Below are 25,814 nucleotides of genomic sequence, written 5' to 3' on the forward strand. Positions count from 1 at the left end.
GGCCTAGTTTTTTTCGATACTCAAACGATAGATGTATTTATCTGCCTGGAATCCTTTTTCTGTTCTGGGGAATTTTTCTTTCAGTTCTTTATACAGATCCAGTGCTTCTTTGGTTTTACCGGTGGTTTCCTGTAAAAGGGCCGCACGGAAAAGATATTCGGCAGAATTGCTCTCATCCTTTTCAAAAGTATGGGCCGCTTTTTTATAACTTTCTACAGCTTCCTCTTTTTTGTTCAGTTCGGCATAAGCATCTCCCAGGCAACCATAGGCCATCAGTTGCACCTGTTTGGCATTGGTTGTAAAATCCTTCAGGTATTTAACGGCGTTGTTGAAATCGCCCAGTTTCAGGTAACTCACACCGGCATAGTAATTACACAGGTTAGCTGCTTTGGTTCCGCTATAGTTTTTCAGTACATACAATACGCCCTTGCTCCGGCCATCGCCTTCCAGCACCAGCTTGGAAGAGTCCATGGCAAAATATTCCTGCGCTTTGAACAGGGCATCAGCTGCTTTTTCTTCTTTGGGTTTCAGAATGTATTCATTGTATCCGAACCAGCCTCCTAATACGACCACAATAGCGGTCACTACGATCAGAACCGGTTTTTGAAATTTCTGCCAGAATCCCTGCGCTTTTACCAGGGCCTGGTTCGTTTCTTCGTGCTTCTCAGTCATACTGTATTTTTAGATTTGTAGTTGAAAATGGGTTAGGTGATCAGTCCTGTTCAAAAACGTATTCTGTATCCAGGTAAACGTCTTTCAGCAGTTCGCTGTCGTCCGGCCAGGGGCTTTCTTCCGCAAAACGAACGCTCTCATCCACTACCAGTCCGATACGGTCATCAATGGCTTTCAGATCGGCCTCAGATGCGAATTGGTTCGATAAGATGGTGCTGCGCACTTTGCTGATCGGATCCTGGTCCTTATACTCATCCACTTCTTCCTTGGAGCGGTATTTCTGTGGGTCTGAGATGGAATGTCCTTTGTAACGGTAGGTCTTCAATTCCAGCAGGGTAGGACCATCGCCGGAACGGGCCCTTTTAACCGCGCGTGATACGCTTTCGTGCACGGTCTCAGGTGTCATACCATCCACCATGTCTGCCGGCATATCGTAGGCATCGGCCAGTTTATAAATGTCCACCACGTTACTGGTACGTTCCACAGAAGTACCCATTGCGTAGTTATTGTTCTCGCAAATAAAGATCACCGGCAGTTTCCACAACATGGCCAGGTTGAATGTTTCGTGCAGGATACCCTGACGTGCGGCTCCGTCTCCGAAAAAGCAAAGTACCACGTTCTGTGTGCCTTTGTATTTTTCAGCAAAAGCCAGTCCGGCACCTGTACCGATCTGGGCGCCCACAATACCATGGCCTCCGAAAAAACGGTGTTCTGCACTGAAGAAGTGCATACTGCCTCCTTTTCCTTTTGAACAACCGGTTGCTTTACCGTACAGTTCTGCCATACAGGCGTTGGCCGACATACCCTTTGCCAAACCCAGACCGTGGTCGCGATAGGCCGTAATGAACGGGTCATCGGCCCCGGTGGCGGTCATACAACCGGCAGCAATGGCTTCCTGGCCCACATAAGCATGGAAGAATCCACGGATCTTACCGGCCATTTTATACATTTCTTCGGCCTTTAACTCGAACTGACGGATCAATTGCATCAGTTCATACCAATACAGATAGGTTTCTTTTGAGAATTTGGTTGCCACGTAAGCTGAATTTTAGAGGGGCAAATATAGGGATAGAATGATGAATATTGAACAAGGAATGTCGAAGGGGTAAGTATAATACCACTTATCCTTCGACATTCTCTGATTTTTACCTGAACCAAGGGCAGGTCGGTAGTATCATTTTTAGGCTTCCTGTAAGAAGGGGTATTTATAATCTACCGGCGGATTATAGGTTTCCTTGATGGTCCGGGCGCTTAACCAGCGGTACAGGTTCAGCATACTGCCTGCCTTATCGTTGGTGCCCGATGCCCTGGCGCCCCCAAACGGTTGCTGGCCTACCACAGCCCCGGTAGGTTTATCGTTGATATAAAAGTTTCCTGCTGCATTCCTGAGCCTGTTTGTGGCCAGTTCTACCGCGGCCCTGTCCTGGGCCAGTATGGCGCCGGTAAGGGCATAAGAGGAGGTATTGTCCAACAGTGTCAGGGTCTCTTCAAACTTATCCGCATCGTACACATACAGGGTGAGCACCGGCCCGAAGATTTCTTCGCACATGGTCACATATTTCGGATCCTTGGCTTCGATCACGGTCGGCTCTATGAAATAGCCTTTGGCCTTGCTGTAGGTGCCGCCAACTAAAATTTTAGCTTTTTTGTCCTTTTTGGCATTGTCGATGTATTTCGTGATGCTGTTAAAGGCTTTTTCATCGATCACGGCGTTGATGAAATTGCTGAAATCTTCGACGGTACCCATTTTCATCGATTTGATGGCGGCTACCAGCTTGGTTTTCACTTCTTCCGCCAGGTTGCTGGGTATATAGGCCCTTGATGCGGCTGAGCATTTTTGTCCCTGGAACTCAAAAGCCCCCCTGGCCAACGCAGTAACCACTGCATCCACCTGGGCACTCTTGTGTGCGATCACAAAATCCTTACCACCGGTTTCTCCCACTATGCGGGGATAAGAGCGGTATTTGGCCACGTTCTCGCCGATCACTTTCCACATATTGTTGAACACACCGGTTGAACCCGTAAAATGCACGCCCGCAAATTCACGGTGCGCAAAACATACTTTACCCAGGGTTGGGCCATCCACATAGATCAGGTTGATCACACCATCCGGCAAACCGGCTTCTTTCAGAATACGCATGAACATCTGCGCAGAATAGATCTGCGTATTGGCGGGTTTCCATACCACGGTATTGCCGCACATGGCAGCAGATGTGGGCAGGTTACCACCGATAGCGGTAAAGTTGAATGGGGTAATGGCCAGCACAAACCCTTCCAGCGGACGCCATTCCATGCGGTTGTGCATGCCTGGTGAGGATACGGGTTGCTGCTTGTAGATCTCACTCAGGAAGTGAACGTTGAAGCGCAGGAAGTCGATCAGTTCACAGGCACTGTCGATCTCGGCCTGGAAAGCATTTTTGCTCTGTCCCAGCATGGTGGTACCGTTCATATGAAAACGGTACTTGGTGGCCAGCAGGTCGGCAGCTTTCAGGAAGATATGCGCACGGTTCTCCCAGCTCATGGCTGCCCAGGCTTCTTTGGCTTTTAATGCAGCATCAATGGCCTGGTGTACATGTTTTTCCTCACCTGCATGAAAATGTCCCAGTGTGAAACTGGTCTCATGCGGGGGATGTATCGCCACTTTTTTCCCGGTTTTCACGGCTTTGCCGCCGATGTACATCGGGATATCGATCTCTTTCTTTTTCAGTTCGGCCAGTGTTTTCTTTAAGGCCGCTCTTTCTGGACTTCCGGGTGCATATTGCAGAACGGGTTCATTGGCCGGTAACGGGTATGAAAAGTATCCAAGACTCATACAGTATGATTTTATCAGTTTGAGTGCGCAAGGTAAGAAGTTTTTGGTAGGTTACTGCGGTCCGGGGCCTGTTGAAAAGTGGTATGAATGACCACTTCAGGCACAGCATCTGCCACACCTGCAACAAAACATTTTCAGTTACTTTGCAAGATGGCCATCATACTGTTCGATAACCATAACCGCAAGGGATTGTTTCCCTTCACCTTAACCAGGGCATTGCCTGATCTGCGTTTCGGAGTTTTTACCATCAAAGAACGATGGGAGCAACTTTCCGGTCAAACTGTATATGTGGCAACGGTTCCCTACCTGCAGGTGTTGTATCCGGACATACCTGCTGGCGACCATACATGGGTGGATGCGTCTGTCATGCCCATCCGGTCTTTGCTGGATGCGGTGTTGTCCCTTACGCCCGGCTGCTGTCTGGCGGATGAAAGGGGATTGATCGCGGGGAGAACAGATCAGTTACTGAAAATATCAGATAACAACCTGCTTGCTGCTTTTGAGAATATCGCTGATCACGCAACGGCAGAACGCCTGGAACATCCCTGGCAACTGATGCAGTGGAACGACCGCATGATACGGGAAGATATAACCCTGCTGATCAAAGACAGACAGTCACAACCCATACCGGCAACTGTACAGATGATACAGCCTGAAAATATTTTCATAGAAGAAGGTGCTAGGTTGTCATACTGTATCCTGAATGCCGCTACAGGCCCCATATACATTGGCAGAGATGCAGAGATCATGGAAGGCTCTGTGGTCCGGGGACCTTTTGTGCTGGGACAGAGCGCTGTATTGAAGATGAACAGCCGTGTATATGGAGCCACAACGCTCGGACCCTTCTGTATGGGAGGAGGGGAGATCAAGAATACGGTGATGATGGGGTATAGCAACAAAGCCCATGATGGGTATCTGGGCGATTCCGTGGTGGGGGAATGGTGCAATTTTGGTGCAGGCAGTACCAACAGCAATATCAAGAATACAGCAGGAGAGGTGAAGCTTTGGGATATGGGTGCGGAAAAGTATGTAGGTGTTGGACAAAAATGCGGGGTTATCATGGGCGATTACTCACGCGTGGCAATCAATGCTGCCATCAATACCGGTTCCATGATCGGGGTGAGCTGTAATGTATTCGGGGCGGGACTATTACCTACCATCATCCCCAATTTTGCCTGGGGTACAGGCGGCACCCGTTATGAACCCAAGAAAGCGCTGGAAGCCATTGATAACTGGAAACGGCTGAAGGGCCGGCAACTGAGCGATTCGGAAATTGCTGTGCTACAGCATATCTTTGCGCATTATTAACCAACAAACGACCAATTTTTTTCAAGCATGAGAACACAGATCGCAGCAGCCAACTGGAAAATGAACCTGACCCTGCAGCAGGGAGAAGCTTTGTTAGACGCTATCATCGCACAGCCGCATTCCCTGAACGCCAACCAGCAGGCAGTATTTGCCGTTCCTTTTCCATACCTGGCCATGGCACAACAGAAACTGGCAGGTAAGCAGCATGTGTTCGTGGCTGCGCAGAACTGTTACAGTAAGAAAAACGGTGCCTATACCGGTGAGACTTCTGTAGAAATGTTACAGTCGCTGGGTATCCAATATGTGGTACTGGGGCATTCTGAACGTCGCGAATATTTTAGTGAGAGCAACCAGTTCCTGGCCGAGAAAGTGAATATCTGTCTTGAATACAAGATACGTCCCATCTTCTGCTGTGGTGAGCCACTGTCCATCCGCGAAGCCAATACACAGAACGAATTTGTGGCCAAACAACTCGAAGAATCCCTGTACCATCTTTCTGCAGAACAGCTGCAACAGGTAGTGATCGCCTATGAACCCATCTGGGCCATCGGAACCGGTAAAACTGCCACCAGCGCACAGGCGCAGGAGATGCATGCTTTTATCCGGTCGCAACTGGCTGGTAAATATGGCACTACAGTAGCTGATTCTATTTCTATTTTATATGGAGGTAGCGTAAAAGCTGCCAATGCAGTGGATATTTTCGGTCAGCCCGATGTAGACGGCGGACTGGTAGGCGGCGCCTCTCTGGTTGCCGATGAGTTCGTGGCCATCATCAACGCACTGAAAAAATAGTAAGTTCCCGGTCATTTGTACATGGCCTGTGCGCGGTTCAATCTGTCGTTGATGGCAAGTCCGATACCGCTATCAGGGAAGTCTTCCGCCAGTATCAGGTCTACATCCATTTCGTCGATCTGACGCATGGTGGCGAATAGTTTTTGTGCGGCCTCACTGATATTACCCGTAGGAGAAAGTACAAAAAGATGGGAACCGGTAGTTACCGGGTAGGATTTTGTAAAACTGATCACAGCCATTCTTTTATCCTGAAACTGCTTCATCAGGGCAGGTACATCTCCCTTGTATAAAGGGATTCGGGTGGCGTAATGACTTTTTAATTGTCCGGGTGTGGCGGGTGCCGCTGTGTGAACGCCGGTAATCACAGGAAGCCCTGTCGCAGCGGTGATCATTTCTGCCGAAATACCTCCGGTCCTGTGCAGGATCACTTTGTCGCCACTGACTTCTGCAATACTCGATTCTACCCCTACCTGGCAGGGGCCTCCATCCAGTATGTAGGGGATCTTGCTATTCAGTCCTTGTAATACATGTGCAGCAGTGGTGGGACTTACATACCCGAATGGATTGGCACTGGGGGCCGCCAGCGGGAATCCAACCAGCCTTAGCAGCGCCCTGGTAACTTCGTGTGCCGGGATCCGGATGGCTACTTTGTCACTACCTGCCGTTACCAGATCAGGTACGATCTCTTTTTTGCGAAGCAATAAGGTGAAAGGGCCTGGCATAAAAGCCTGGGCGAGTTGCCGGCTGACCAGATCCACAAAAGCATAGGTTGCTATGTCCGGGATATCCGCCACATGTAATATCAGGGGGTTGAACCTGGGCCGGTTCTTGGCTTCATAAATGGCTACCACAGCTGCTTCATGCAAGGCATTGCCTGCCAGCCCGTACACGGTTTCTGTGGGTATGGCCACCAATGCATCCTTACGGAGATGGTCGGCAGCTATTGCAATATCATGTCCAATGGTCGTCTGCATCAGGCTAATAGGCTGTATGGTCAATAAGGTTGGATGTATCCGGTTTGCCCGGTTCCGGAACAGGATCATCCATGGTGCGAATGTAGCACCCTCATTGAAATTCCCGAAATGAAGGATAGCGGGAGCTAAACGCGCCACTGTGGAAAATCATACCGCTTACTTCATGCTTCGCACTTATCTTTGCAGACTATGAAGCATATCAGGAATTTTTGCATCATCGCGCATATTGACCATGGTAAGAGTACCCTGGCCGACAGGTTGCTGGAGCATACCCAGACCATTACCGAGCGGCAGATGATGGACCAGGTACTGGACGATATGGACCTGGAACGTGAAAAGGGGATCACCATCAAGAGCCACGCCATACAGATCAACTATCCTTACAAAGGAGAACAATACGTATTGAACCTGATTGATACACCCGGACACGTGGACTTCAGCTATGAGGTCAGCCGTGCCCTGGCGGCCTGTGAGGGGGCTTTGCTGCTGGTAGATGCTTCGCAGGGTATTCAGGCCCAGACCATCAGTAACCTGTACCTGGCCATCGATAATGACCTGGAGATCATCCCTGTGATCAATAAGATCGACATGGACGGTGCCAAGATCCCGGAAGTGACCGACCAGATCATTGACCTGATCGGTTGTAAGCAGGAAGATATCCTGCTGGCCAGTGGTAAATCGGGCATCGGGATCGAAGAGATCCTGCAGGCCATCATTGAACGCATACCTGCCCCTGAGGGAGATCCGGAAGCGCCATTGCAGGCGTTGATCTTCGACAGCGTGTTCAACAGTTTCCGCGGTATCATCGTTTATTACCGCATCATGAACGGCGTGTTGCGGAAAGGGGATAAGATCCGGTTCGTGGCTTCCGGCCAGGATTATTATGCGGATGAAGTGGGGGTTCTGAAACTGAATATGACACCCAAGGAGGAAGTGCGTGCGGGAGATGTGGGATATATCATCACCGGTATCAAAAATGCCAAGGAAGTGAAAGTGGGTGATACCATCACCCTGGCCGGTAACCCTGGCGAAATGATCCATGGTTTTGAAGAAGTGAAACCCATGGTATTTGCCGGTATCTTCCCGGTGAATACGGATGAGTTCGAGGAGTTGCGCGATTGTATGGATAAACTCCAGCTCAACGATGCCTCGCTTACGTTTGAACTGGAAACTTCACAGGCCCTCGGTTTCGGTTTCCGTTGCGGTTTCCTTGGATTGCTGCACATGGAGATCATCCAGGAGCGACTGGAACGTGAGTTCAACCAGACCGTGATCACCACGGTGCCGAACGTAAGTTTCAATGCCTACACCACCCGTGGCGAAAAGATCACCGTGAACAACCCGGTAGAGATGCCGGATCCCGTTAAGATCGACCGCATTGAAGAACCTTTTATCAAAGCGCAGATCATCACGCTGCCTGAATATATCGGTAATATCATGACCCTCTGTTTGGGCAAACGGGGTATACTCATCAACCAGAGTTATCTTACCCCGACCCGCGTGGAGCTGATCTTCGAAATGCCGCTGACAGAGATCGTATTCGATTTCTATGACAAACTGAAAAGTTCTACCCGCGGATACGCTTCGTTCGATTATACGCCGATCGGCTCAAGGGATGCGGATATCGTGAAGATGGATATTTTGCTGAACGGAGATAAAGTGGATGCTTTGAGCGCTCTGATCCACCGCAGCCGTGCCCAGGATTTCGGTCGTAAACTTTGTGAAAAACTGAAAGAGCTGTTGCCGAAACAACAGTTCCAGATCGCCATCCAGGCTGCCATCGGCGCCAAAGTGATCGCCCGTGAGAACATCAGCGCCATGCGTAAAGATGTGACAGCGAAATGTTACGGAGGTGATATCAGCCGTAAACGTAAACTGTTGGAGAAACAGAAAGAAGGTAAAAAACGCATGCGCCAGATCGGTAACGTAGAGATCCCGCAGGAAGCTTTCCTGGCGGTGTTGAAACTGGATTAGGGCTGTTGGTTAAAATAGTTAAAAGGGTTAAAGTGGTTAAAAGGGTTAAAGTGGCTTTACTGCCTCGACCCTTTTAACCACTTTAACCCTTTTTAACTTCCCTATCCCTTCCCGTTTTTCTTCCTCGTATCCGGAAAGCTGTTGCCGCCTCTCTCGGCGCCAGGCTGTGGTGGGTTGATGTTGGACCTGGGATCGGCCTCCTTTACAACGGGTACGTGCACCCACTTACCATTGACCCACCTGAATCCTTCATAACTACCCATGGGGATCAGTGTGTGCCGGTTTTCGGGTTCACCCGTTTCGCTGGTGAGATGGGCGAAAGTGATCATGCCCAGTTCCTCGTCGTAATTCAAGCGCGCATTGGCCTGTTTCTTGAATTCCAGGCAGAAACGATAGGCAGGCTGGGCCGGTTTTAGCGGGTCATTGGCATAGGTAAAATACCGACCACCGAAGAGGGGACGGTTCTGCTCGTCAAAAGTCAATACTTCCATCCATTTCTTGGTACTTCGGGCATCGTTCTCATCGTAACCAAACAGGGTATAATAGGTTTTGTTGTTATAACTGTTCTGGATGATGTTATAGTACACGGCACCGATCCACTGCTGGTTGGTGCGGACAGAATCTACCGGGTTATCGGTAAAAGGGGAATAGTCGTACAGCGGTATCAATTTCAAAGAACCATCCTTTGTGCGGAACTGGATAGCCCCTTTCTGGCGGTAATAGGAGAAATCCTTCATCACCTGCCAGGTGAATATGCGGAAACTGCTGTCAGGCGCATAGATATGCGAGATCGTTTTCAGGGAGTCGAAAGGGTAGGAGAACGAGTAAGGGATCTTTAATGCCTGTACCAGGGCCCTGGTAAAAATGCTGTCGGCCGTGGTGCGGTCGCCCACTTCTTCTCCGTTCACGATATCATTGGCATAATTCCGCATATTCTCTTCCAGTTGCATCAGTGCCTGGACAGAAGCAGGTAACTTCTGTTGTGCGTTAGCTGTTATGGCCAGACAAGAAAATAACAGGGAAACCAATACTTGCTTCATACACCAATATTACATCCTATCTGCGAGTGCCGGACAACTCTGGCATTCAGGCGAATGAATTTTAAGGTTTTCTTAGCCCTGAACTGCTTTGGCAAAACCCAGCAGGTCATCAAAACGCAGATCGATCCTGGGATCAGGGAACGGCGTTTCCGGGTGGGTGGATGCGATAAAGACCGTGTGCATGCCTGCATTGCGGCCGAATTCCATATCGCTGGTACGGTTGCCTGCAACGAGGCTCCGGGTAAGATCTATTTCCGGGAAATCGGTCTTGGCCTGAAAAGCCATGCCAGGATTGGGTTTCCGGTTGATGGAATCATTGTCGAGGTCGGAGCAGAAGTATATCTTGTCAATACGTCCGCCATGCTGGATAACTGCTTCAAGCATATTCTTATGGATCCGATGTAGGTCTTCCAGGGTCATTAGACCTCTGCCAACCCCTTTCTGGTTGGTAACGATCACGATACGTGTAAACTTTTTTGCGAGAATGGCCAGTGCTTCCAGGGTGCTATCGTAAAAACGGAATTCTTCCCAGTTACGGATATAGTCATTGTCCTTGTCGTGATTGATCACGCCATCCCGGTCAAGGAATAAGGTCCAGTCTTGGTTGATCTTTGTCAGGTCCAGCATCTTAATACAGTAATTCGGTTTGAGCCCGTTGATAATCTTCGGGTATGCCAATATCAATAAAATATCCTTCCTGTTCTATGCCATAGATGTTGCCATCTGTATAGAACCGTTGCAGGAAATCTGTTTCAAAGGAAAATTTCTGCGGCAGCTGTTTGCTTACCAAACAGGGCTTGTTGATCAGGTATACCCCACCATTGATCAGTCCTTTCTCGAAGAATTGTTTTTCTCTGAAACGGGCAATGCTTCCGTTATCGGCCAGTTCTACCGAACCGTACCTGCTTACGTTCTGCATGGCTTTCAGTGCCAGTGTACAACAGCTTTTATGGGCAAAATGAAAAGCTGCCTGTGCGGGAATATTTGTCTGGAAGAGGCTGTCGCCATTCACCACCACAAGATCATCCTGTTTGGCCTTCTGCGCTGCGTATTGCATGGCGCCTCCTGTTCCGAGTGGTTCTTCTTCCACCACAATATCATAAGACCCTGCCGGCAGTTCTTCGGAAAGGAACCCGATAAAGGCTTCGGATTTATAGCCCAATGAAAAAATAAAATGCGTGATACCCTGTTGCAACAGGTGACGGATTAAATAGGCGACAAAGGGTTTGCCATTTACCGGTGCCATACATTTGGGCAATTCCGGAACGGCTTCCCGTAAACGGGTGCCTAAACCGCCTGCCAGTACAATTGCTTCGGTCACCTGCATCAGCCGAATATTTTAGCTTCCACCAGTTCGCAGATGATATGGCCTACCATGATATGGCTTTCCTGTATCCTGGGCGTATCGGAAGAGGGCACATTCAGCAGGTAATCACCGGCATCCTTCATCTTGCCGCCACTGGCACCGGTAAAACCGATGGTGATCACTTTTTTGGCTTTGGCCGCTTCAAAGGCATTCAGGATATTTTTAGAATTGCCAGAAGTACTTAAGCCGATCAGTACATCACCTTCTTCGCAGATGCCTTCCACCAGGCGCGAGTAGATCACATCGTAACTGTAATCATTGGCCACGGCCGTCAGGTAAGATGAGTTGCAATGCAATGCTTCAGAAGGCAATGCTTTCCTGTCTTTGTAGAACCTGCCCGAAAATTCAGCGGCCAGGTGTTGTGCGTCTGCAGCACTGCCTCCATTACCGCAGAACAGCACTTTTTTCCCGTTCTGAAAAGCGTTGGTGACCACTTCAATTACCTGCTCAATGGTCTGCAGAAATGCGGTATCTGCCAGTATCTGTTGTTTTACATCGATCGATGCACTGATGATGCTTGCTATCTTCGGGTTCATGCTCAGTTATTTCGCCGGACCATCACTGCGCGGTCCAGCTGGTTAAACCATGTTGTGTGAATTGATAAGGGTTGATCTTACCGCCAAAGGTATTTAATGTCTCAATTACCTTGTACCTGGTATTCCCTGGGCAATAAAAGATCATAAATCCGCCACCGCCGGCACCGCTGATCTTACCTCCTGTAGCACCGGCTTGTATGGCGGCTTCATAAATGGCGTCAATGGAACTGTTGGATATATTGGCAGCCATATTCTTCTTCTGCCTGAAACCGTAGTCCAGTATCTCGCCAATGGCGCCCAGTTTACCTACCAACAGGGCTTCTTTCATCATTCTTGCCTGCTCCTTTAACTGGTGCATGGCTTCAATGCTTTTGGTATTGTTCTCCTTCACGTTCCGCTGTTGTTCGGTGATGATCGAGGCCGATTCACGCGTGGTAGCTGTAAAATACAATACCAGGTTGTTCTCCAGTTCATTCAGGTATTCCTGTTTGATGCGGAGCGGGTTCACGATCACTTTATCATTGCCATAGAACTCCATGAAATTGAAACCGCCGAATGTGGCCGCATACTGGTCCTGTCTTCCTCCGGCCAGTTGCAGGTCACTGCGTTCGATCTCATAGGCATAATGTGCCATATCGTATTCTCCCAAAGGTAGTTTCAGCATTTCGGCAAAAGCCCCGATAATGGCCACCACCAGGGTAGAGGAAGTGCCCAGCCCACTGCCGGCAGGTGCATCTACAAAAGTGGACAGCCGTAAACCCGGCAGGGTAAACGGGTGGTCTTTCTGGATGCGGTTGTACACACCTTTTAACAGGTCTAACTCTCCTGTGATCGGTAACCGGGTCGCCCAGTCAAAGCTTTGTTGCTGTTGTTTGTCCACCGAGAACAGATGGATCTTTCCATCAGTGGTCGGTTCTAGGGTAGCATGGGCGTGGAGTGACAGGGTTGCGTTCAGGATGGCGCCGCCAAATTGGTCGCAGTAAGGACTTACATCCGTTCCGCCACCAGCCAGTCCGATGCGTAAGGGAGCTTTGCTGCGGTAGATCATTACTTGCCAGATTAAAATCGCTGGAACCTGCTTAAACTGATAATTGGGCCATTTCTTCAATGGCTGCGACCAATTGGTTCCAGCTATACTTTTTCTTTTCTTCGCGAAGATGGGGCAAAAAATAATCTTCACCTAATTCATAGAGGCGCAGGATGCCGCTGGCGATCGAGCCGGGATCAGGCTCTGTAACAATACCCACTTTGCCATCCGGAACCAGGTCGGGCAGGCCACCCACATTGGTCACCAGCATGGGTTTTTCAAAATGATAGGCCAGCGGGGTCACACCGCTCTGGGTGGCATTGCGGTAAGGTTGTATCACAAAATCAGCAGCGCTGAGGTAATAACGCACTTCGCTGTCGGCAATGAAATCGGTCCGTAGGATCAGTTGATCAGCTATACCCAGTTTCTCGATCAGGGAGTCGTATTCTTCGCGTTTCTCATAGAACTCGCCCGCCACCAGTAACCGGATGCCTGCCTGTTGGATCCTCGCATCCTGCATGGCTTCGAAAAGTAGGTCCAGGCCCTTGTATTTCCGGATAAAACCAAAGAACAGGATGATCTTTTCTCCGGCAGGCAGCGATAAATGTTCGCGGGCCTGGTTCTTGGCAACGGCCCCCCCAAAATTATCATACAGCGGGTGTACCACTTGTTTGGCAGCTTTATCCGTAAACAGCGCCAGATCCTTCTTCACTTTCTCACTCATGGTAATGAAAGCGTGGATCGGCTGAACAAAATACTGGGTAAAGGCTTTGTCGCCCGGACGGTGTTCATGTGGGATCACATTATCGGCGATACAGATCACTTTGGTGAAGCCGTTCTTACGAACTTTTCGCAGGATGGTTCCCAGACAGGGTCCCATCAGCGGAAGCCAGTAACGTACGATCACCAGGTCGGGTCTGAGCTTCTTCAGCTCATTACCCACTTTCAGCCAGTTCAGCGGGTTCACGGAATTGATGCAGACCTTGATCTTCAGGTCTGCCGGTGCCGGTTCAGTGGAATATTGCGTGGTTCCCGGGAACAGGAAATCCGGATATTGTAAGGAAAAGGTATAGATGGCAGCATCGTAACCCTGTGCCATGAATTCGCGGGCAAGCCTCTCATCAAATGAGGCAAGACCGCCACGCAGTGGCCAGGCAGGTCCGATGATGATGACTTTTTTCGACACGATGTAAAAGTTAAAATTCAAAAGTCAAAATTCAAAAGGATAGGATACTTGTTTAAATTTTTATTTTTGAATTTTGACTTTTTACTTTTGAATTATGACAATCCTAATTTGGTTTCGATCAGGTAACTGTTTCTTTCCGGGGCATTACGGGCGATCAGTTCGGCAACGAATCCGGTGAGGAACAGTTGCATACCTATGATCATGGTGGTAAGGGCTATGTAGAAAGAAGGGCGGTTGGTAAGACTGAAATCCTCTGCCATGAATTTGGCCGCGATCAGGTAAATACTTGAACCCAGGCCGATCAGGAAGAACAGGGTACCCAACAGTCCGAAGAACTGCATGGGTCTTTTGCCGAATTTGCCCAGGAACATGATAGTGGCCAGGTCAAGAAACCCATTTACAAAACGCTGCCAGCCGAATTTGGTGACACCGTATTTGCGGGGACGGTGCTCCACCACTTTTTCACCGATCTTACGGAAGCCGCTCCATTTGGCCAGTATCGGTATGTAACGGTGCATCTCACCATATACTTCGATGCTCTTGATCACTTTGCGTTTGTAGGATTTCAGGCCACAATTGAAATCGTGCAGTTGTATTCCCGAATTGAAACGGGCGGCTGCATTGAACAGTTTGGAAGGCAGGTTCTTGGTCAGGGTATTGTCGTAGCGTTTCTTTTTCCAGCCGCTGACCATATCGTATCCATCCTCAATGATCATCCGTCTTAACTCGGGTATCTCATCGGGAGAGTCCTGCATATCTGCATCCATCGTGATCACCACATCGCCATGGGCGGCTTTGAAACCTTCGTTCAAAGCGGCTGATTTACCATAATTGCGCTGGAATTTGATACCCTTGAAATTCGGGTTCTCCCGGGATTTCTTTTCAATGAAAGCCCAGCTGTCATCCGTACTGCCGTCATCAACCAATATCACTTCATAGGACAACTGGTTGCTCGTGACAACCGATTCTATCCAGCTGCATAATTCCGGCAGGGACTCGTCCTCGTTGATCAGGGGTATAACGATTGATACATCCATAATACTAAGTTAGTCGACAAATTTTTCTTCCTTGCGGATCACCAGTGAGATCAGCAGGCTTTTGATGAAATCCCAGATCAGGAACAGGCCTGTGCCGAGTAAGATCTTGCTGAACCCGGTGCCTTTGGCACCTTCTTCCATGCCCGACTTCATGGCTTTTTCGATATCATCTTCTGATGCACCGAATTTCTCCATCATTGCGCGGGTTTTTTCCAGGCCTACCTGAACCGATTTTTGTGTCAGTTCTTTGTCGATCAGGTTATACAGCACATAAGTGGCAATAGCTGTAATGACCGCAACCACCACATAACTCAGAAAAGTGAATTTCAACGCCTGAGAAAAAGGAAGGAGTCCATCGTTCTGTTTTTTGATCTGCAATCCCGCAAAGATCAGGATGGCAATCATGAAGGGAGCAAAGTTGCCCCAGAACTGGAATGACACAAAAGTGTTCAGTCCTGCAGCCCAGGATCCGTACATGAGCAATACGGCGATCAGGCCGTTAATGCTTCCCCATTTGAGGCCTTCGTTGACAATATTGACTTTCATATGGTATCAGTTTTGGTTGATGGTGAGTTTTCCTTTGTGTACAATACCCAGTACTTTTCCGTTCAGTTCCCTTTCGAGGAATGGAGTGTTGGCCGATTTTGTTTTCAACTGTGTGCGGGAAAGCAGGGTTTGTGCTGATCTGCTGAAGATCGTCAACTCTGCAGCAGCGCCCTCTTTGATTGGCGTTGCCGGCAGGTGAAAAAGGTTACGGGCCTGCAATGAGAACAGGCGTACGAGTTGATCTGCCGGTAATTCGGGTAACAGGTGATTCACTACGGCAAAACTGGTTTCCAGGCCGGTCATGCCGTTTTTAGCGTATTCAAATTCACAGGTCTTATTGTCCCAATCCTGGGGGATATGGTGCGATGCGATACAATCCACCACACCATTCACCACAGCTTCGCGCAAAGCCAGCATATCTTCCCTGGTGCGTAAAGGCGGGTTCACTTTCAGGTTGGTATCGTACGATTGCATGTCCTCATCACAGAAGAACAGGTGGTAAGGCGTAACACTGCAGCTGATGTTCAGGCCTTCTTTTTTGGCTGCCTCAATGAAACGCATTCCGTTCCGGGTTGACGCGCCGGTGATATGCAGTCTTGATTGCGTATACCGTAACAGGTCAATATCTCTTTTGATGATCACTTCTTCTGCCAACGCCGGTATACCGGGAAGTCCAAGGCGGGTAGAGATCACCCCTTCATTGATCAGTCCACCTGCACCAATGCTTTTGTCCAGTGGCACCTGCACCAGTGTGCCATCAAAGGCTTTTACATATTGCAGGGCTTTTACTAATAATCCTGGTGACTGTACCGGTAACATGCCATCTGAAAAAGCAGCGGCACCACTTTGTTTCATATCATACATCTCTGCCAGGTCTTTGCCTTCCGTTCCGCGGGTAATGGCGCCGAGTGGCTGGATGGTCACCGGTAAGGATCTTGATTTCTGGCAGATATATTCCACCTGCGATTTGCTGTCCACCACCGGTAAAGTATTCGGCAGCACAAAAACACGGGTAAATCCACCCGCTGCGGCAGCAGCAGCCCCGGTTTCCAGGGTTTCCTTGTATTCGTAGCCCGGATCACAAAAATGGGAGAAGATATCTACCCATCCCTGCGATACCAGTGCGCCGGCGGCGTCAATGATCTCATCAGCTGTATCGGAAATATTCGGAGCGATCTTACTGATCTGTTCTCCATTGATCAAAATATCGGTAGTCTGTCCGTGATAAGGCGAACCCGGATCGGCAATAACCGCCTGCTTTACAAGTATCTTCATGTAGCGGTGGGAAAATTTTCTGCAATATAACCTGAATTTTTCTTTTACCCCCTATATTTGCAACCCATTTACTGGTTGTTGGTTACTAGATGCTGGATACTGGATACTGGATACCAGATACTGGATATTAGCAACTAAATGGTTTTCGGGACGTAGCGCAGCCCGGTAGCGCATCCCGCCGTTAGGCGGGAGGGGGCGAAAGAAGTTCATTGAGAGAGAAAGATAACATGGATTTTGTGGTCTACATATTATTCTGTGATCATCTTCAAAAGTACTGTACTATGTTGGTCAGACCGGAGATCTGGAGAAGCGAATAGAGAATCACAATCTAGGGAAATCCGCCTTTACAGCAACAGGCATTCCCTGGAAACTAGTACATATTTTTGCTTGTAGTAATAGATCGGAAGCCATTAAATTGGAGCGTTCGATTAAGAAAAGAGGAATTAAGCGGTACTTACAGGATAAACATATTCTGTAATTTTTTCGGGACGTAGCGCAGCCCGGTAGCGCACACGTCTGGGGGGCGTGGGGTCGCAAGTTCAAATCTTGTCGTCCCGACAAGTAGGCCTCGTGGATTTTATCCACGAGGCTTTTTTTATGGGTGTTGTTTCTGGCGGGACATAAAAAAGCCATCTTTTCAGGGATGGCTCTTTCATTCATCAGTATAGTTGTTCTTATTAGAACCTTTCCAGTTTGGAGAAAAAGAAATCTCCTTCGATCACAGCGTTCTCATCACTGTCACTTCCGTGTACGGCGTTCTCACCTACAGAAGCTGCGAATTTTTTACGGATGGTACCTTCTTCTGCCTGGGCAGGGTTGGTGGCACCGATCAGTTTACGGAAATCAGCTACGGCATTCTCTTTTTCCAGGATAGCGGCTACGATCGGGCCACTGCTCATGAATGCAACCAGTTCACCGTAAAAAGGCCTTTCTTTATGTATCTCGTAAAACAGACCAGCCTGCTCCTGGGTCAAACGGGTCCATTTCATCGCTTTTACGGTAAAACCCGCTTTGATGATCTGGTCTAAAATAGCACCGGTATATCCTTTCTGGGTGGCATCCGGTTTGATCATGGTAAATGTTCTGTTACTCATATAGTTTGTAAAATTTCGGGCGCAAAAGTAAGCATTCAGCTGTCGTTTTGAGGATAATAAGGGTTGTTTTTTGTTAAAGTGATACAAATTGATTTGATAGAATAGCCCGGAAACCGCAATTTTGCCGGCATTATATGCTTCCGATCGATCAGTTTTACTCCCAGCTCAATACCCCCGCCAGGGTAGTGATTACCATGCACCAGAAGCCTGACGGCGACGCCATGGGATCTGCCCTCGGACTCTACCATTTTCTCATTGCCATGGGGCATGAGGTTACCGTGATATCACCCACCAACTGGGCCAATTTCCTTGACTGGATGCCAGGGATCGATACGGTGATCGATTTTGAACAGCAGCGGGACAAAGCCCTGGGTACCATACAGTCTGCCCACGTGATCTTCTGCCTCGACTTCAATGTGCTGCACCGAACGAAGAATATGGAACAGCCGTTACTGGATGCTAATTGTACCAAGATTCTGATTGACCACCACGAACAACCGCAGGAAGAAGCATTTACCTATGGCATCAGTAATACCGCCAAAAGTTCTACCTGTGAAATGGTCTATGACTTCATCGTTGATTCAGGTAATCTCGATAAATTATCTCTGCCTGCAGCAGAATGCCTGTATACGGGTGTGATGACCGATACCGGTTCTTTCCGTTTCCCGGCCACATCCGCAGGGGTGCACCGTATGGTGGCCACTTTGAAGGACCTGGGATTGAAACATACCAAGGTGCATGATAATATTTACGATAACTTTCTAGAAAACCGTCTCCGCTTCATCGGTTATGCCCTGGTGAACAGAATGGAAGTTATGTATGAATATAACACAGCTTTGATGTATATTACCCGCTCGGACCTGCAGCGGTACAATATCAAAACAGGAGATACCGAAGGACTGGTGAATTACCTGTTGACGATACAGGGTATCCGTTTCGGGGCGCTGGTGATAGACAGGGAAGGCGAGCGCAAATGGAGCTTCCGCAGCAAGGGCACTTTTGATGTGAACAAGTTTGCCCGGGAACATTTCAATGGGGGCGGACATGTGAATGCTGCGGGTGGAGGCAGTTACGACAGTCTGGATGCCAATGTGGCCCGGTTTAAAGAAGTGATCAAAGAATATCAACATCAACTACAATAAAAACAAATGATGAGAACAACCAGCACGCTGTTACTAGCGATCGTATTGCTTGCAAGCTGCAATCAATTCCAGAAAACCCCATCCGGTCTTTCTTATAAGATCACCAGTGGCGGCAGTAAAGACAAATTGAAACATGGCCAGTTTGTGAAATTTAATATTGAATATAAGGTTCCGCCAAAAGATTCTGTCCTGACCTCTTCCTATGGTCATGTACCTGCTTACCTTGTGATCGATACCTCTCGTCCCAGCAAACACAGTTTTCTTGAGATCATCACCAAATGTGCCGTTGGCGACAAGATCGAATTCAGCATGAGCGTGGATACCCTGAAAAAACTGGGTATGCTCGAGTACAACAATATCTTCCATGCAAGGGATATGATCAAAGGACGTGTAGAGATCCTGAAAGCATTCGACAAGCAGGAACTGGCTTCAGCCGACCTGGCAAAAGAACAGGATCTGGAGAAACAAAAAGAGATTAAGGAACTGCAGGAATTCACTGCCAAAAAAGGTATCAAAACCGTGTCAACCCCTTCAGGTGTGCTGGTTGAGATTCAAACACCCGGGGATGCCCAGTTCAAAGCCGATTCCGGCAAACAGGTATCCCTGATGTACAAAGGAACTTTCCTGAACGGTAAGGAATTCGATTCTAACATGGATAAGAATTCACCCAATAACCAGCCTTTACAGGTGGTAGTAGGCACCCAGGGGGTGATTCCCGGTATGGACGAAGCGCTGCGTTTGTTCAGCAAAGGTGCTAAGGGTAAGATGTATATCCCTGCTATGCTGGCCTATGGTCAGAATGGACAGCCTCCGGTTATTCCTCAATATTCCAATCTCGTGTTCGAAATTGAAATGCTGGATGTGACCACACCTGCACCGCAACCTGCACAACCTGCAGGCCCACAGGGTCAGCCACAGCAGCCACAGAGAAAATAATCAGGTCTTACTGAAATCATAATACAAAGGCTCCGGATTCCGGAGCCTTTGTCATTGTATATGAATGAATCCAACTATAAAAGATATTGGGTTAATTCGATGGCTTCTGCAGCTTCTCTCACATCATGTACCCGGAGAATGGCTGCACCTTTTAATAGACCGGCAGTGTTCAGTACCGTAGTGCCGTTCAGCGCCTCATCAGGGGTAATGCCCAGGGTCTTATAAATGGATGATTTGCGGGAAACCCCCAGCAGTAAAGGCTTTTCAAGCATGGAGAACAGTTCCAGGTTCTTCAGTATCTCAAAATTCTGGGCAATGGTCTTGCTGAAGCCGAAGCCAGGGTCAATGATCAGGTCTGTGATCCCGATATCGATGCAGGCCTGTTTTCTTTCGATAAAATAATCCAGCACTTCTTTGGTGATATCGCTCCCGGCATCCGATTGATGCATGGTGTCTGCACTGCCTTTTACGTGCATGCAAACATAAGGAACCCGCAATGCTGCCACAGCAGCAAGCATCCTGTTATCGAAACTGCCACCGCTGATATCGTTGACGATTGCCACGCCTGCCTCAACAGACGCTTTTGCTACCTCCGAAAAATAAGTGTCTATTGAAAGAAAACTTTCCGGAAACCGCTGGCAAATGGCTTCAATCACCGGTAATACCCTTGCCATTTCCTCTGCTGCTGTAAGGGTCTGGCTTCCGGGCCGGGTGCTTTGTCCGCCAATATCCAGGATCCGGGCTCCTTCGGCCAGCATGTTCTCGGCAATGCGCAGGGCACTGTCTACCGTAAACCGGCGACTCTCCGTATAAAAAGAATCGGGGGTGACATTGATGATGCCCATGACAACGGGCCGGGATATTTCCAGTAACCTTCCTTTACAATTCAGCGTGTACATACAGCGGGATTCATTTATCTTGCAGTCGGTCAAAGGTATTACCAAAGCGACGATAAATTGCGCAAAAAATGAGCAGAACGAATGTACAATACGATGAGGCGGTAAGCCAGTGTAAGGATATCTTTATCAAGAAGACCAAGGATTACGGAACAGCCTGGCGCGTACTGCGCACCATTTCGGTGGTGGATCAGATCTTTATCAAGGCGCTCCGCATCCGTACCATACAGGACCTGAATACGCAGAAAGTAGGGGATGATATCCCTTCAGAATTCAAAGGCATCCTGAATTATGCGGTCATTGGCCTGATGCAGCTGGAACTGGGTAATCCCCAGGTAGAGGAACTGCCCGTTGAAAAAGTGGATGAGTTATACCGGAAGAACATCGAACTGGCCAAAAACACCATGCTTGATAAGAACCATGATTACGGTGAAGCCTGGCGCGAAATGAGCCAGCAGAGTTTTGCCGACCTGATCCTGATGAAGCTCATGCGTATCAAACAGATCCTGGCCAATGATGGCAAGACCCTGATCAGTGAAGGGATCGATGCCAATTATGTGGACATCATCAATTACGCCGTTTTTGCACTCATATTGATCGCTGAAGGAAAACATTAATCCCCATGAAGACATTTCTGCTGCTCATCCGCTGGATCGTAGGCCTGTTGTTTATTTTCTCCGGACTGGTGAAAGCCAATGACCCTTTGGGCCTGAGTTATAAGATGCAGGAATTCTTTGAAGTATGGGGCCTGCATTTCCTGAACGATTATACCCTGGCTTTCGCGCTCCTCATGAACCTCTTCGAGATCGTTGCAGGCGTGGCCGTCATCATTGGCTGGCGCATGAAACTCTTCAGCTGGTTGTTGTTACTGCTGATCATTTTCTTTACATTCCTCACCGGTTATGCCTTGTTCTCCGGAAAGATCAAGACCTGTGGCTGTTTCGGTGATTGTTTGCCCTTGACGCCTGCCCAGTCCTTCGGAAAGGATATTTTCCTGCTATTGCTGATCCTGATCCTCTTCTTCAGTGCTAAAAAGATCAAGCCAGCCGTAAAACCGATCGGTGCAATGGTGTTGTTATTATTGGCTACGGTTGGCGTGGGATATGGCCAGTATTATGTACTGCAGCACCTGCCCATAGTGGATTGTTTGCCCTACAAGAAAGGCAATAATCTGCTGGAACAGATGAAGACCCCGGCCAATGCCATACCGGACAGCTTCTCCATTGTTTTTACCTACAAACACAAGGGCAAACTATTGGAATTCGACCAGGCCAATTTTCCTGCGGATTTTGATTCTACCTATGAATATGTTGACCGGAAAGACCAACTGATCAAAAAGGGGAATGGTTTACAGGCCAGAATCACTGACTTCTCTCTGCAAACATTATCAGGCAATGATACTACTGCTGCCGTATTGGGTACAGAAGCAAAGTACCTGCTGTTGCTGGTAAAAGATTTTGACCATTCAGCCGACTGGCTTTCGGGTTTTGACCAGGTGAAGGAAGCGGCTAAAAAGAAGAACCTGCCGGTACTCATTGTAACTGCAGATGCCGACAGGGCGCAGGCCAGTCTCCCCAACAGCATCATCCTGAAATGTGACGCTACCGTACTGAAGACCTTCGCCCGCGTAAACCCCACCTACGTGCTCATGCAAGGCGCCACCGTACTATCCAAGACCAGCTACGTAGACCAAAACCAACTACTATCCCAAATCACCCCCAAACCCTGATCAAAACATTCACTCATTCACTCATTAACCCATGTCTTACCTCGCCAAAAAACTCCTCTACGGTCTCCTGGTACTGGTAGGCGTGGTGATCATGGTATTCTTCCTGTTCCAGGGTTTTGGTGACCCTGCCAGGCTGGTACTGGGGCAGGCGGGAGACAGTGCCACCATCCAGAATATCCGCAAGGAACTGGCCCTGGATCAGCCCAAATGGAAGCAGTTCGTATTATACCTGAATGATGTTTCACCGATTGCTGTGCACAGTACCGCTGATATTGAAAAGAAACAGTTGAAAGGTTTTTTTGTAGGAGGAGAGAATAAACTGGGCATCAAATTACCTTACCTGCGCCGTTCCTATCAGACCAAAAAAGATGTGGGCGAAGTGTTGCTGGAAGCGTTGCCCGGTACAATGGTACTGGCCCTGGCTGCTATGTGTATCGCTACAGTGATCGGGATCTTGCTGGGGATCCTTGCTGCAGTCAAACAAAATACCTGGCTGGATACTTCTTCTGTTTTTGCCAGCGTGCTGGGTATTTCGGCACCTTCTTTTTTCATGGGTATCGTACTGGCCTACCTGTTCGGTTTTGTGTTCAGTCAGTATACGGGTTTGCACATGACGGGCAGTCTATATAATATCGATCCCTTCACAGGTAAGGATCTGCAGCTCAAGAACCTGGTGCTGCCTGCTATTACCCTGGGGATCCGCCCATTGGCCATTATCACGCAACTCACCCGGAGTTCCATGCTGGATGTGCTCGATCAGGATTATATCCGCACAGCGTACGCGAAAGGATTACAGAAAAAACTGGTCATCTTCCGCCACGCACTGCGTAATGCCCTGAATCCCGTGATCACCGCCATCACCGGCTGGTTTGCCGAATTGCTGGCAGGCGCTTTTTTTGTGGAATATATCTTTGGATGGAAAGGCATCGGCAAAGTGACCGTGGATGCCCTGGAAAAACTAGACTTCCCGGTGGTGATGGGCAGCGTACTGCTCACGGCCACTTTCTTTATCCTGGTCAATATACTGGCTGATCTTCTTTACGGAGTAGTAGATCCAAGGGTTCGGGTAAAATGATCCAGTGGTATTGTCCTAAATGACCCCTCCGGAAAAGGATTATTGTATGATCACTTCATTGATCACTTTCTCACCGAACGCTTCATTTACACGGTCAATGATCTGTTGCTTCTGGTAAAGCAATTCATTCTTCAACGGACCCACTGCTGTATGGATGAACAATTTCTGGTTGATGATCTGTATCTTATTGGTGTATTTGGCAATGGTCTTGCCCATCAGCTGTTCCCAGATCTCCTCGATCTGTACCGCACGGATCCCGTTACGCAGGTTACTCTTATGCAGGAACCCCTTGATCGCATCGCCAATATGAAACTCAGACATGGGGGTGAAATTAGTAATTAGTAGTTAATAATTAGGAATTAAGAAATAGAATAAAGGCAGACGTAAGCACATCCTCTGTATAAATCAATTAATAATTACTAATTATTAATTATTAAGGCAATTATACCCATTTACACGCAACTAATAAGTTAGTTGTTCCCGTTCTTCACTCACAAACTTATTGAAATGAAATATATAAAATCTATTTATTGGTGGCAGTATCTAAATGTAGCTTCTGCTCTATGGGCTTTGCTGTTTTCAATACATCTGTCCGTAGACTATCAATTTGACGGGATACATTGGATATTGATTCTTTTAGCGACTTGCGCTCTGTGTTGTTGTCTGTGGACAATATGGTTGCGAATACGGCAAATCCAGCTACAATAACAGATGCTACTAAATTACCGTTTTTAATCGCTCTATCAAATTTATCACTTTCCGATTTTTTAGTTTCTTTCTCTTCTTCGTATTTAAGATATGCCAAGTACGAACCATGTTTTCTAATTATTTCTAATCCAGTGCTTGCCATAATCCAAGCACCTAACTCTGGTCTGGTTCTAATTAATCCTAATTCTTTTGCCTTTATGAGTAACCTATTTAAATCCCATTTATGCACATCCGAACCTAAGTTTTCTTCTATGTGTCCAATGGGTATATATACAAATTCACCATTATTGTAAATCAATGCGAGTATTAAATCAATGGATTCGTTGTCGGTTAATTGGTTCATGAGTATGTAAAGTATTAAAGCATATTAATTAGTGCAAGTTTTTTTAAAAATAGTTAGTTTAAAGTTTGCAAGTACCAACTAAGTAATATATCTTTGGTGTATGAAAGGGGCTAAAAATACCGTTGACCTGAACGCATTGAAAACGATAAAGAACTTCGCTATTGGGGAGGGTGTTACTACCGCTTACATTTATAAACTGATAACAAATAATGTAATGGATTGCTTTACTATTGATGGAGTACAGTTTATTAATACAAATGAGTTTCCGACTATTCCGGCATCTGTAAAAAGGCGCAATAGATAGTCATATATTTTTTCACCTATTAGTTGACAGTTTTAAACCATAAACTAAACTATTTAAAATGGATTTCGCCTTCAAAACAATTTCAGAATTTAACGACTATTTCAGGGATGAAAAAACCTGTTATGAGTTCTACGAGCAAATAAGATGGAACGGTGTTCCATGCTGCCCACATTGCGGGAGTGCGAAATACTATACTGTTAAGGCAAGAGGTAAGTTCAAAGATATACCGTCTTACCGTTGTGGTATTCGTGAGTGTGGTTTACCGTTCACGGTAAGAACGAAAACAATTTTTGAAGGTAGTAAAGTGGAGTTCCGAAAATGGTTACAGGCTGCTTATGAATTGAGTATCGGCAAGAAAGGAATATCTTCTATTGAGTTGGGCGTAAGGATAGGTGTAAGCCAAAAAACGGCTTGGTTTATCAATCACCGTTTACGCAGTATGCTAACAGAAACAGCACCGAAATTATTACGTGACGTAGTGGCTTTAGATGAAACGTTCGTGGGCGGCAAAAATAAAAACCGTCACGCTGATAAGAAGATACCAAACTCGCAGGGAAGATCAGGGAAAGGGAAAACAACGGTTTTAGGTGCAAGGGGCTTGTTAGGAACTGTAAAGACAAAGGTTATAGCAAGTGCTGATAGTGAGCATATAAAGCCAGTCATTGAGCAATGGGTAGAGAAAGGTAGTATTATGGTAACAGACGAGTGGGGAGCTTACAACTCACTTAAAAACGATTATTTCCATGTTACGGTTAACCATAGTGAGGGAGTATATGTTAGCGGTGCATTTTCAAGTAACGGTTTAGAGAACTACTGGAGCATCTTAAAGCGTGGCATTATCGGTACTTTCCATTTCGTTAGCCCTAAGCATCTGCAAAAATATTGTGACGAGTTCACAGAGCGTTATAATAAGAGGGATATAACCAACATAGACCGTTTCATGAAGTCTATTGAGAAAAGCGAAAATAATAGGCTTACCTACAAGGAACTCACAGGTAAAGCAGAATAATCTCAAAGGGGGCTAATTGCCTCCTTTTTTGTC

The 25,814-nt window shown here is 47.6% G+C and carries 27 protein-coding genes and 1 tRNA gene; 11 read left to right on the plus strand and 17 right to left on the minus strand.

Annotated features, from left to right (window positions below; genetic code table 11):
* Positions 1–3: 3 nt before the first annotated feature.
* The 3 genes from ACH3Y6_RS12685 to pruA form a co-directional block, all read right to left on the minus strand.
* Positions 4–672, minus strand: a complete 669-nt coding sequence (locus ACH3Y6_RS12685) for a tetratricopeptide repeat protein (RefSeq protein WP_490835987.1) — start codon at positions 670–672, stop codon at positions 4–6.
* A gap of 40 nt (positions 673–712) precedes the next feature.
* Positions 713–1,708 (minus strand): pyruvate dehydrogenase (acetyl-transferring) E1 component subunit alpha, encoded by a 996-nt coding sequence (pdhA, locus tag ACH3Y6_RS12690; RefSeq protein ID WP_490835988.1) that lies wholly within the window; start codon positions 1,706–1,708, stop codon positions 713–715.
* 144 nt (positions 1,709–1,852) lie between these two features.
* The gene (gene pruA / locus ACH3Y6_RS12695) at positions 1,853–3,484 is read right to left on the minus strand and encodes an L-glutamate gamma-semialdehyde dehydrogenase (protein ID WP_490835989.1); all 1,632 of its coding nucleotides are present in this window, start codon (positions 3,482–3,484) and stop codon (positions 1,853–1,855) included.
* Positions 3,485–3,571: 87 nt separating this feature from the next.
* Here pruA and ACH3Y6_RS12700 point away from each other — a divergent pair, with 87 nt between their 5' ends.
* Both ACH3Y6_RS12700 and tpiA read left to right on the plus strand, forming a co-directional pair.
* Entirely contained in the window at positions 3,572–4,792 is a 1,221-nt protein-coding gene (locus tag ACH3Y6_RS12700; RefSeq protein ID WP_490835990.1) for a putative sugar nucleotidyl transferase, read from the plus strand.
* Between the two features lie 27 nt (positions 4,793–4,819).
* A complete protein-coding gene (tpiA, locus tag ACH3Y6_RS12705; RefSeq protein WP_490835991.1) occupies positions 4,820–5,584 on the plus strand; it encodes a triose-phosphate isomerase in 765 nt (254 codons plus the stop codon).
* A gap of 11 nt (positions 5,585–5,595) precedes the next feature.
* On the opposite strand, the gene ACH3Y6_RS12710 is transcribed toward tpiA, so the two are convergent.
* The gene (locus ACH3Y6_RS12710; RefSeq protein WP_490835992.1) at positions 5,596–6,696 is read right to left on the minus strand and encodes an L-threonylcarbamoyladenylate synthase; all 1,101 of its coding nucleotides are present in this window, start codon (positions 6,694–6,696) and stop codon (positions 5,596–5,598) included.
* A 51-nt stretch (positions 6,697–6,747) separates the two neighbouring features.
* Between ACH3Y6_RS12710 and lepA the strand changes: the two genes are divergently transcribed.
* Positions 6,748–8,532, plus strand: a complete 1,785-nt coding sequence (gene lepA / locus ACH3Y6_RS12715; RefSeq protein WP_490835993.1) for a translation elongation factor 4 — start codon at positions 6,748–6,750, stop codon at positions 8,530–8,532.
* 101 nt (positions 8,533–8,633) lie between these two features.
* Here the strand turns inward: lepA and ACH3Y6_RS12720 are convergent, their stop codons facing one another.
* The 9 genes from ACH3Y6_RS12720 to ACH3Y6_RS12760 form a co-directional block, all read right to left on the minus strand.
* Positions 8,634–9,572: a hypothetical protein gene (locus ACH3Y6_RS12720; RefSeq protein ID WP_490835994.1), complete on the minus strand. Its 939-nt coding sequence runs from the start codon at positions 9,570–9,572 to the stop codon at positions 8,634–8,636.
* 72 nt (positions 9,573–9,644) lie between these two features.
* On the minus strand, positions 9,645–10,199 hold the full coding sequence (locus ACH3Y6_RS12725; RefSeq protein WP_490835995.1) for a D-glycero-alpha-D-manno-heptose-1,7-bisphosphate 7-phosphatase: 555 nt from the start codon (positions 10,197–10,199) through the stop codon (positions 9,645–9,647).
* A 1-nt stretch (position 10,200) separates the two neighbouring features.
* A complete protein-coding gene (locus tag ACH3Y6_RS12730; RefSeq protein ID WP_490835996.1) occupies positions 10,201–10,899 on the minus strand; it encodes a nucleotidyltransferase family protein in 699 nt (232 codons plus the stop codon).
* Positions 10,899–11,474 carry a D-sedoheptulose 7-phosphate isomerase gene (gene gmhA / locus ACH3Y6_RS12735; RefSeq protein ID WP_490835997.1) on the minus strand — a complete coding sequence of 192 codons (576 nt, stop codon included), beginning with the start codon at positions 11,472–11,474 and terminating at the stop codon, positions 10,899–10,901. The genes ACH3Y6_RS12730 and gmhA overlap by 1 nt, the downstream gene beginning before the upstream one ends.
* A gap of 22 nt (positions 11,475–11,496) precedes the next feature.
* Positions 11,497–12,522, minus strand: a complete 1,026-nt coding sequence (locus tag ACH3Y6_RS12740) for a GHMP family kinase ATP-binding protein (protein WP_490835998.1) — start codon at positions 12,520–12,522, stop codon at positions 11,497–11,499.
* Between the two features lie 31 nt (positions 12,523–12,553).
* On the minus strand, positions 12,554–13,687 hold the full coding sequence (locus tag ACH3Y6_RS12745) for a glycosyltransferase (RefSeq protein WP_490835999.1): 1,134 nt from the start codon (positions 13,685–13,687) through the stop codon (positions 12,554–12,556).
* 92 nt (positions 13,688–13,779) lie between these two features.
* Positions 13,780–14,724, minus strand: coding sequence for a glycosyltransferase family 2 protein (locus ACH3Y6_RS12750; RefSeq protein WP_490836000.1), 945 nt, complete (start codon positions 14,722–14,724; stop codon positions 13,780–13,782).
* A 9-nt stretch (positions 14,725–14,733) separates the two neighbouring features.
* On the minus strand, positions 14,734–15,270 hold the full coding sequence (locus ACH3Y6_RS12755) for a DUF4199 domain-containing protein (RefSeq protein ID WP_490836001.1): 537 nt from the start codon (positions 15,268–15,270) through the stop codon (positions 14,734–14,736).
* Positions 15,271–15,276: 6 nt separating this feature from the next.
* Positions 15,277–16,545 carry a dihydroorotase gene (locus ACH3Y6_RS12760; RefSeq protein ID WP_490836002.1) on the minus strand — a complete coding sequence of 423 codons (1,269 nt, stop codon included), beginning with the start codon at positions 16,543–16,545 and terminating at the stop codon, positions 15,277–15,279.
* Positions 16,546–16,819: 274 nt separating this feature from the next.
* Here ACH3Y6_RS12760 and ACH3Y6_RS12765 point away from each other — a divergent pair, with 274 nt between their 5' ends.
* Both ACH3Y6_RS12765 and ACH3Y6_RS12770 read left to right on the plus strand, forming a co-directional pair.
* The gene (locus ACH3Y6_RS12765; RefSeq protein WP_490836177.1) at positions 16,820–17,023 is read left to right on the plus strand and encodes a GIY-YIG nuclease family protein; all 204 of its coding nucleotides are present in this window, start codon (positions 16,820–16,822) and stop codon (positions 17,021–17,023) included.
* A gap of 6 nt (positions 17,024–17,029) precedes the next feature.
* Positions 17,030–17,103: transfer RNA gene (locus ACH3Y6_RS12770), tRNA-Pro, on the plus strand.
* A 119-nt stretch (positions 17,104–17,222) separates the two neighbouring features.
* Here the strand turns inward: ACH3Y6_RS12770 and ACH3Y6_RS12775 are convergent.
* Positions 17,223–17,639, minus strand: a complete 417-nt coding sequence (locus tag ACH3Y6_RS12775; RefSeq protein ID WP_490836003.1) for a nucleoside-diphosphate kinase — start codon at positions 17,637–17,639, stop codon at positions 17,223–17,225.
* Positions 17,640–17,773: 134 nt separating this feature from the next.
* Here ACH3Y6_RS12775 and ACH3Y6_RS12780 point away from each other — a divergent pair, with 134 nt between their 5' ends.
* Both ACH3Y6_RS12780 and ACH3Y6_RS12785 read left to right on the plus strand, forming a co-directional pair.
* The gene (locus ACH3Y6_RS12780) at positions 17,774–18,781 is read left to right on the plus strand and encodes a DHH family phosphoesterase (RefSeq protein WP_490836004.1); all 1,008 of its coding nucleotides are present in this window, start codon (positions 17,774–17,776) and stop codon (positions 18,779–18,781) included.
* Between the two features lie 6 nt (positions 18,782–18,787).
* Entirely contained in the window at positions 18,788–19,717 is a 930-nt protein-coding gene (locus tag ACH3Y6_RS12785) for an FKBP-type peptidyl-prolyl cis-trans isomerase (RefSeq protein ID WP_490836005.1), read from the plus strand.
* Between the two features lie 74 nt (positions 19,718–19,791).
* On the opposite strand, the gene folP is transcribed toward ACH3Y6_RS12785, so the two are convergent.
* A complete protein-coding gene (folP, locus tag ACH3Y6_RS12790; RefSeq protein ID WP_490836006.1) occupies positions 19,792–20,616 on the minus strand; it encodes a dihydropteroate synthase in 825 nt (274 codons plus the stop codon).
* 68 nt (positions 20,617–20,684) lie between these two features.
* Between folP and ACH3Y6_RS12795 the strand changes: the two genes are divergently transcribed.
* Genes ACH3Y6_RS12795 through ACH3Y6_RS12805 form a run of 3 tightly spaced genes read left to right on the plus strand, consistent with a single transcriptional unit; the run spans position 20,685 to position 23,417 of the window.
* Positions 20,685–21,230 (plus strand): DUF1599 domain-containing protein, encoded by a 546-nt coding sequence (locus ACH3Y6_RS12795; protein ID WP_490836007.1) that lies wholly within the window; start codon positions 20,685–20,687, stop codon positions 21,228–21,230.
* 5 nt (positions 21,231–21,235) lie between these two features.
* Positions 21,236–22,342, plus strand: coding sequence for a BT_3928 family protein (locus ACH3Y6_RS12800; protein ID WP_490836008.1), 1,107 nt, complete (start codon positions 21,236–21,238; stop codon positions 22,340–22,342).
* A gap of 31 nt (positions 22,343–22,373) precedes the next feature.
* Positions 22,374–23,417 (plus strand): ABC transporter permease, encoded by a 1,044-nt coding sequence (locus ACH3Y6_RS12805; RefSeq protein ID WP_490836009.1) that lies wholly within the window; start codon positions 22,374–22,376, stop codon positions 23,415–23,417.
* A 39-nt stretch (positions 23,418–23,456) separates the two neighbouring features.
* On the opposite strand, the gene ACH3Y6_RS12810 is transcribed toward ACH3Y6_RS12805, so the two are convergent.
* Both ACH3Y6_RS12810 and ACH3Y6_RS12815 read right to left on the minus strand, forming a co-directional pair.
* A complete protein-coding gene (locus ACH3Y6_RS12810) occupies positions 23,457–23,738 on the minus strand; it encodes a DciA family protein (RefSeq protein ID WP_490836010.1) in 282 nt (93 codons plus the stop codon).
* A 202-nt stretch (positions 23,739–23,940) separates the two neighbouring features.
* Positions 23,941–24,468 (minus strand): hypothetical protein, encoded by a 528-nt coding sequence (locus ACH3Y6_RS12815; protein WP_490836011.1) that lies wholly within the window; start codon positions 24,466–24,468, stop codon positions 23,941–23,943.
* A gap of 362 nt (positions 24,469–24,830) precedes the next feature.
* Here ACH3Y6_RS12815 and ACH3Y6_RS12820 point away from each other — a divergent pair, with 362 nt between their 5' ends.
* Complete coding sequence (locus tag ACH3Y6_RS12820; protein WP_490836012.1) at positions 24,831–25,781, plus strand: IS1595 family transposase; 951 nt, start codon at positions 24,831–24,833, stop codon at positions 25,779–25,781.
* The last annotated feature ends 33 nt before the right edge of the window (positions 25,782–25,814 follow it).

This window comes from Sediminibacterium sp. FW305-C-269 (genome assembly GCF_058231045.1).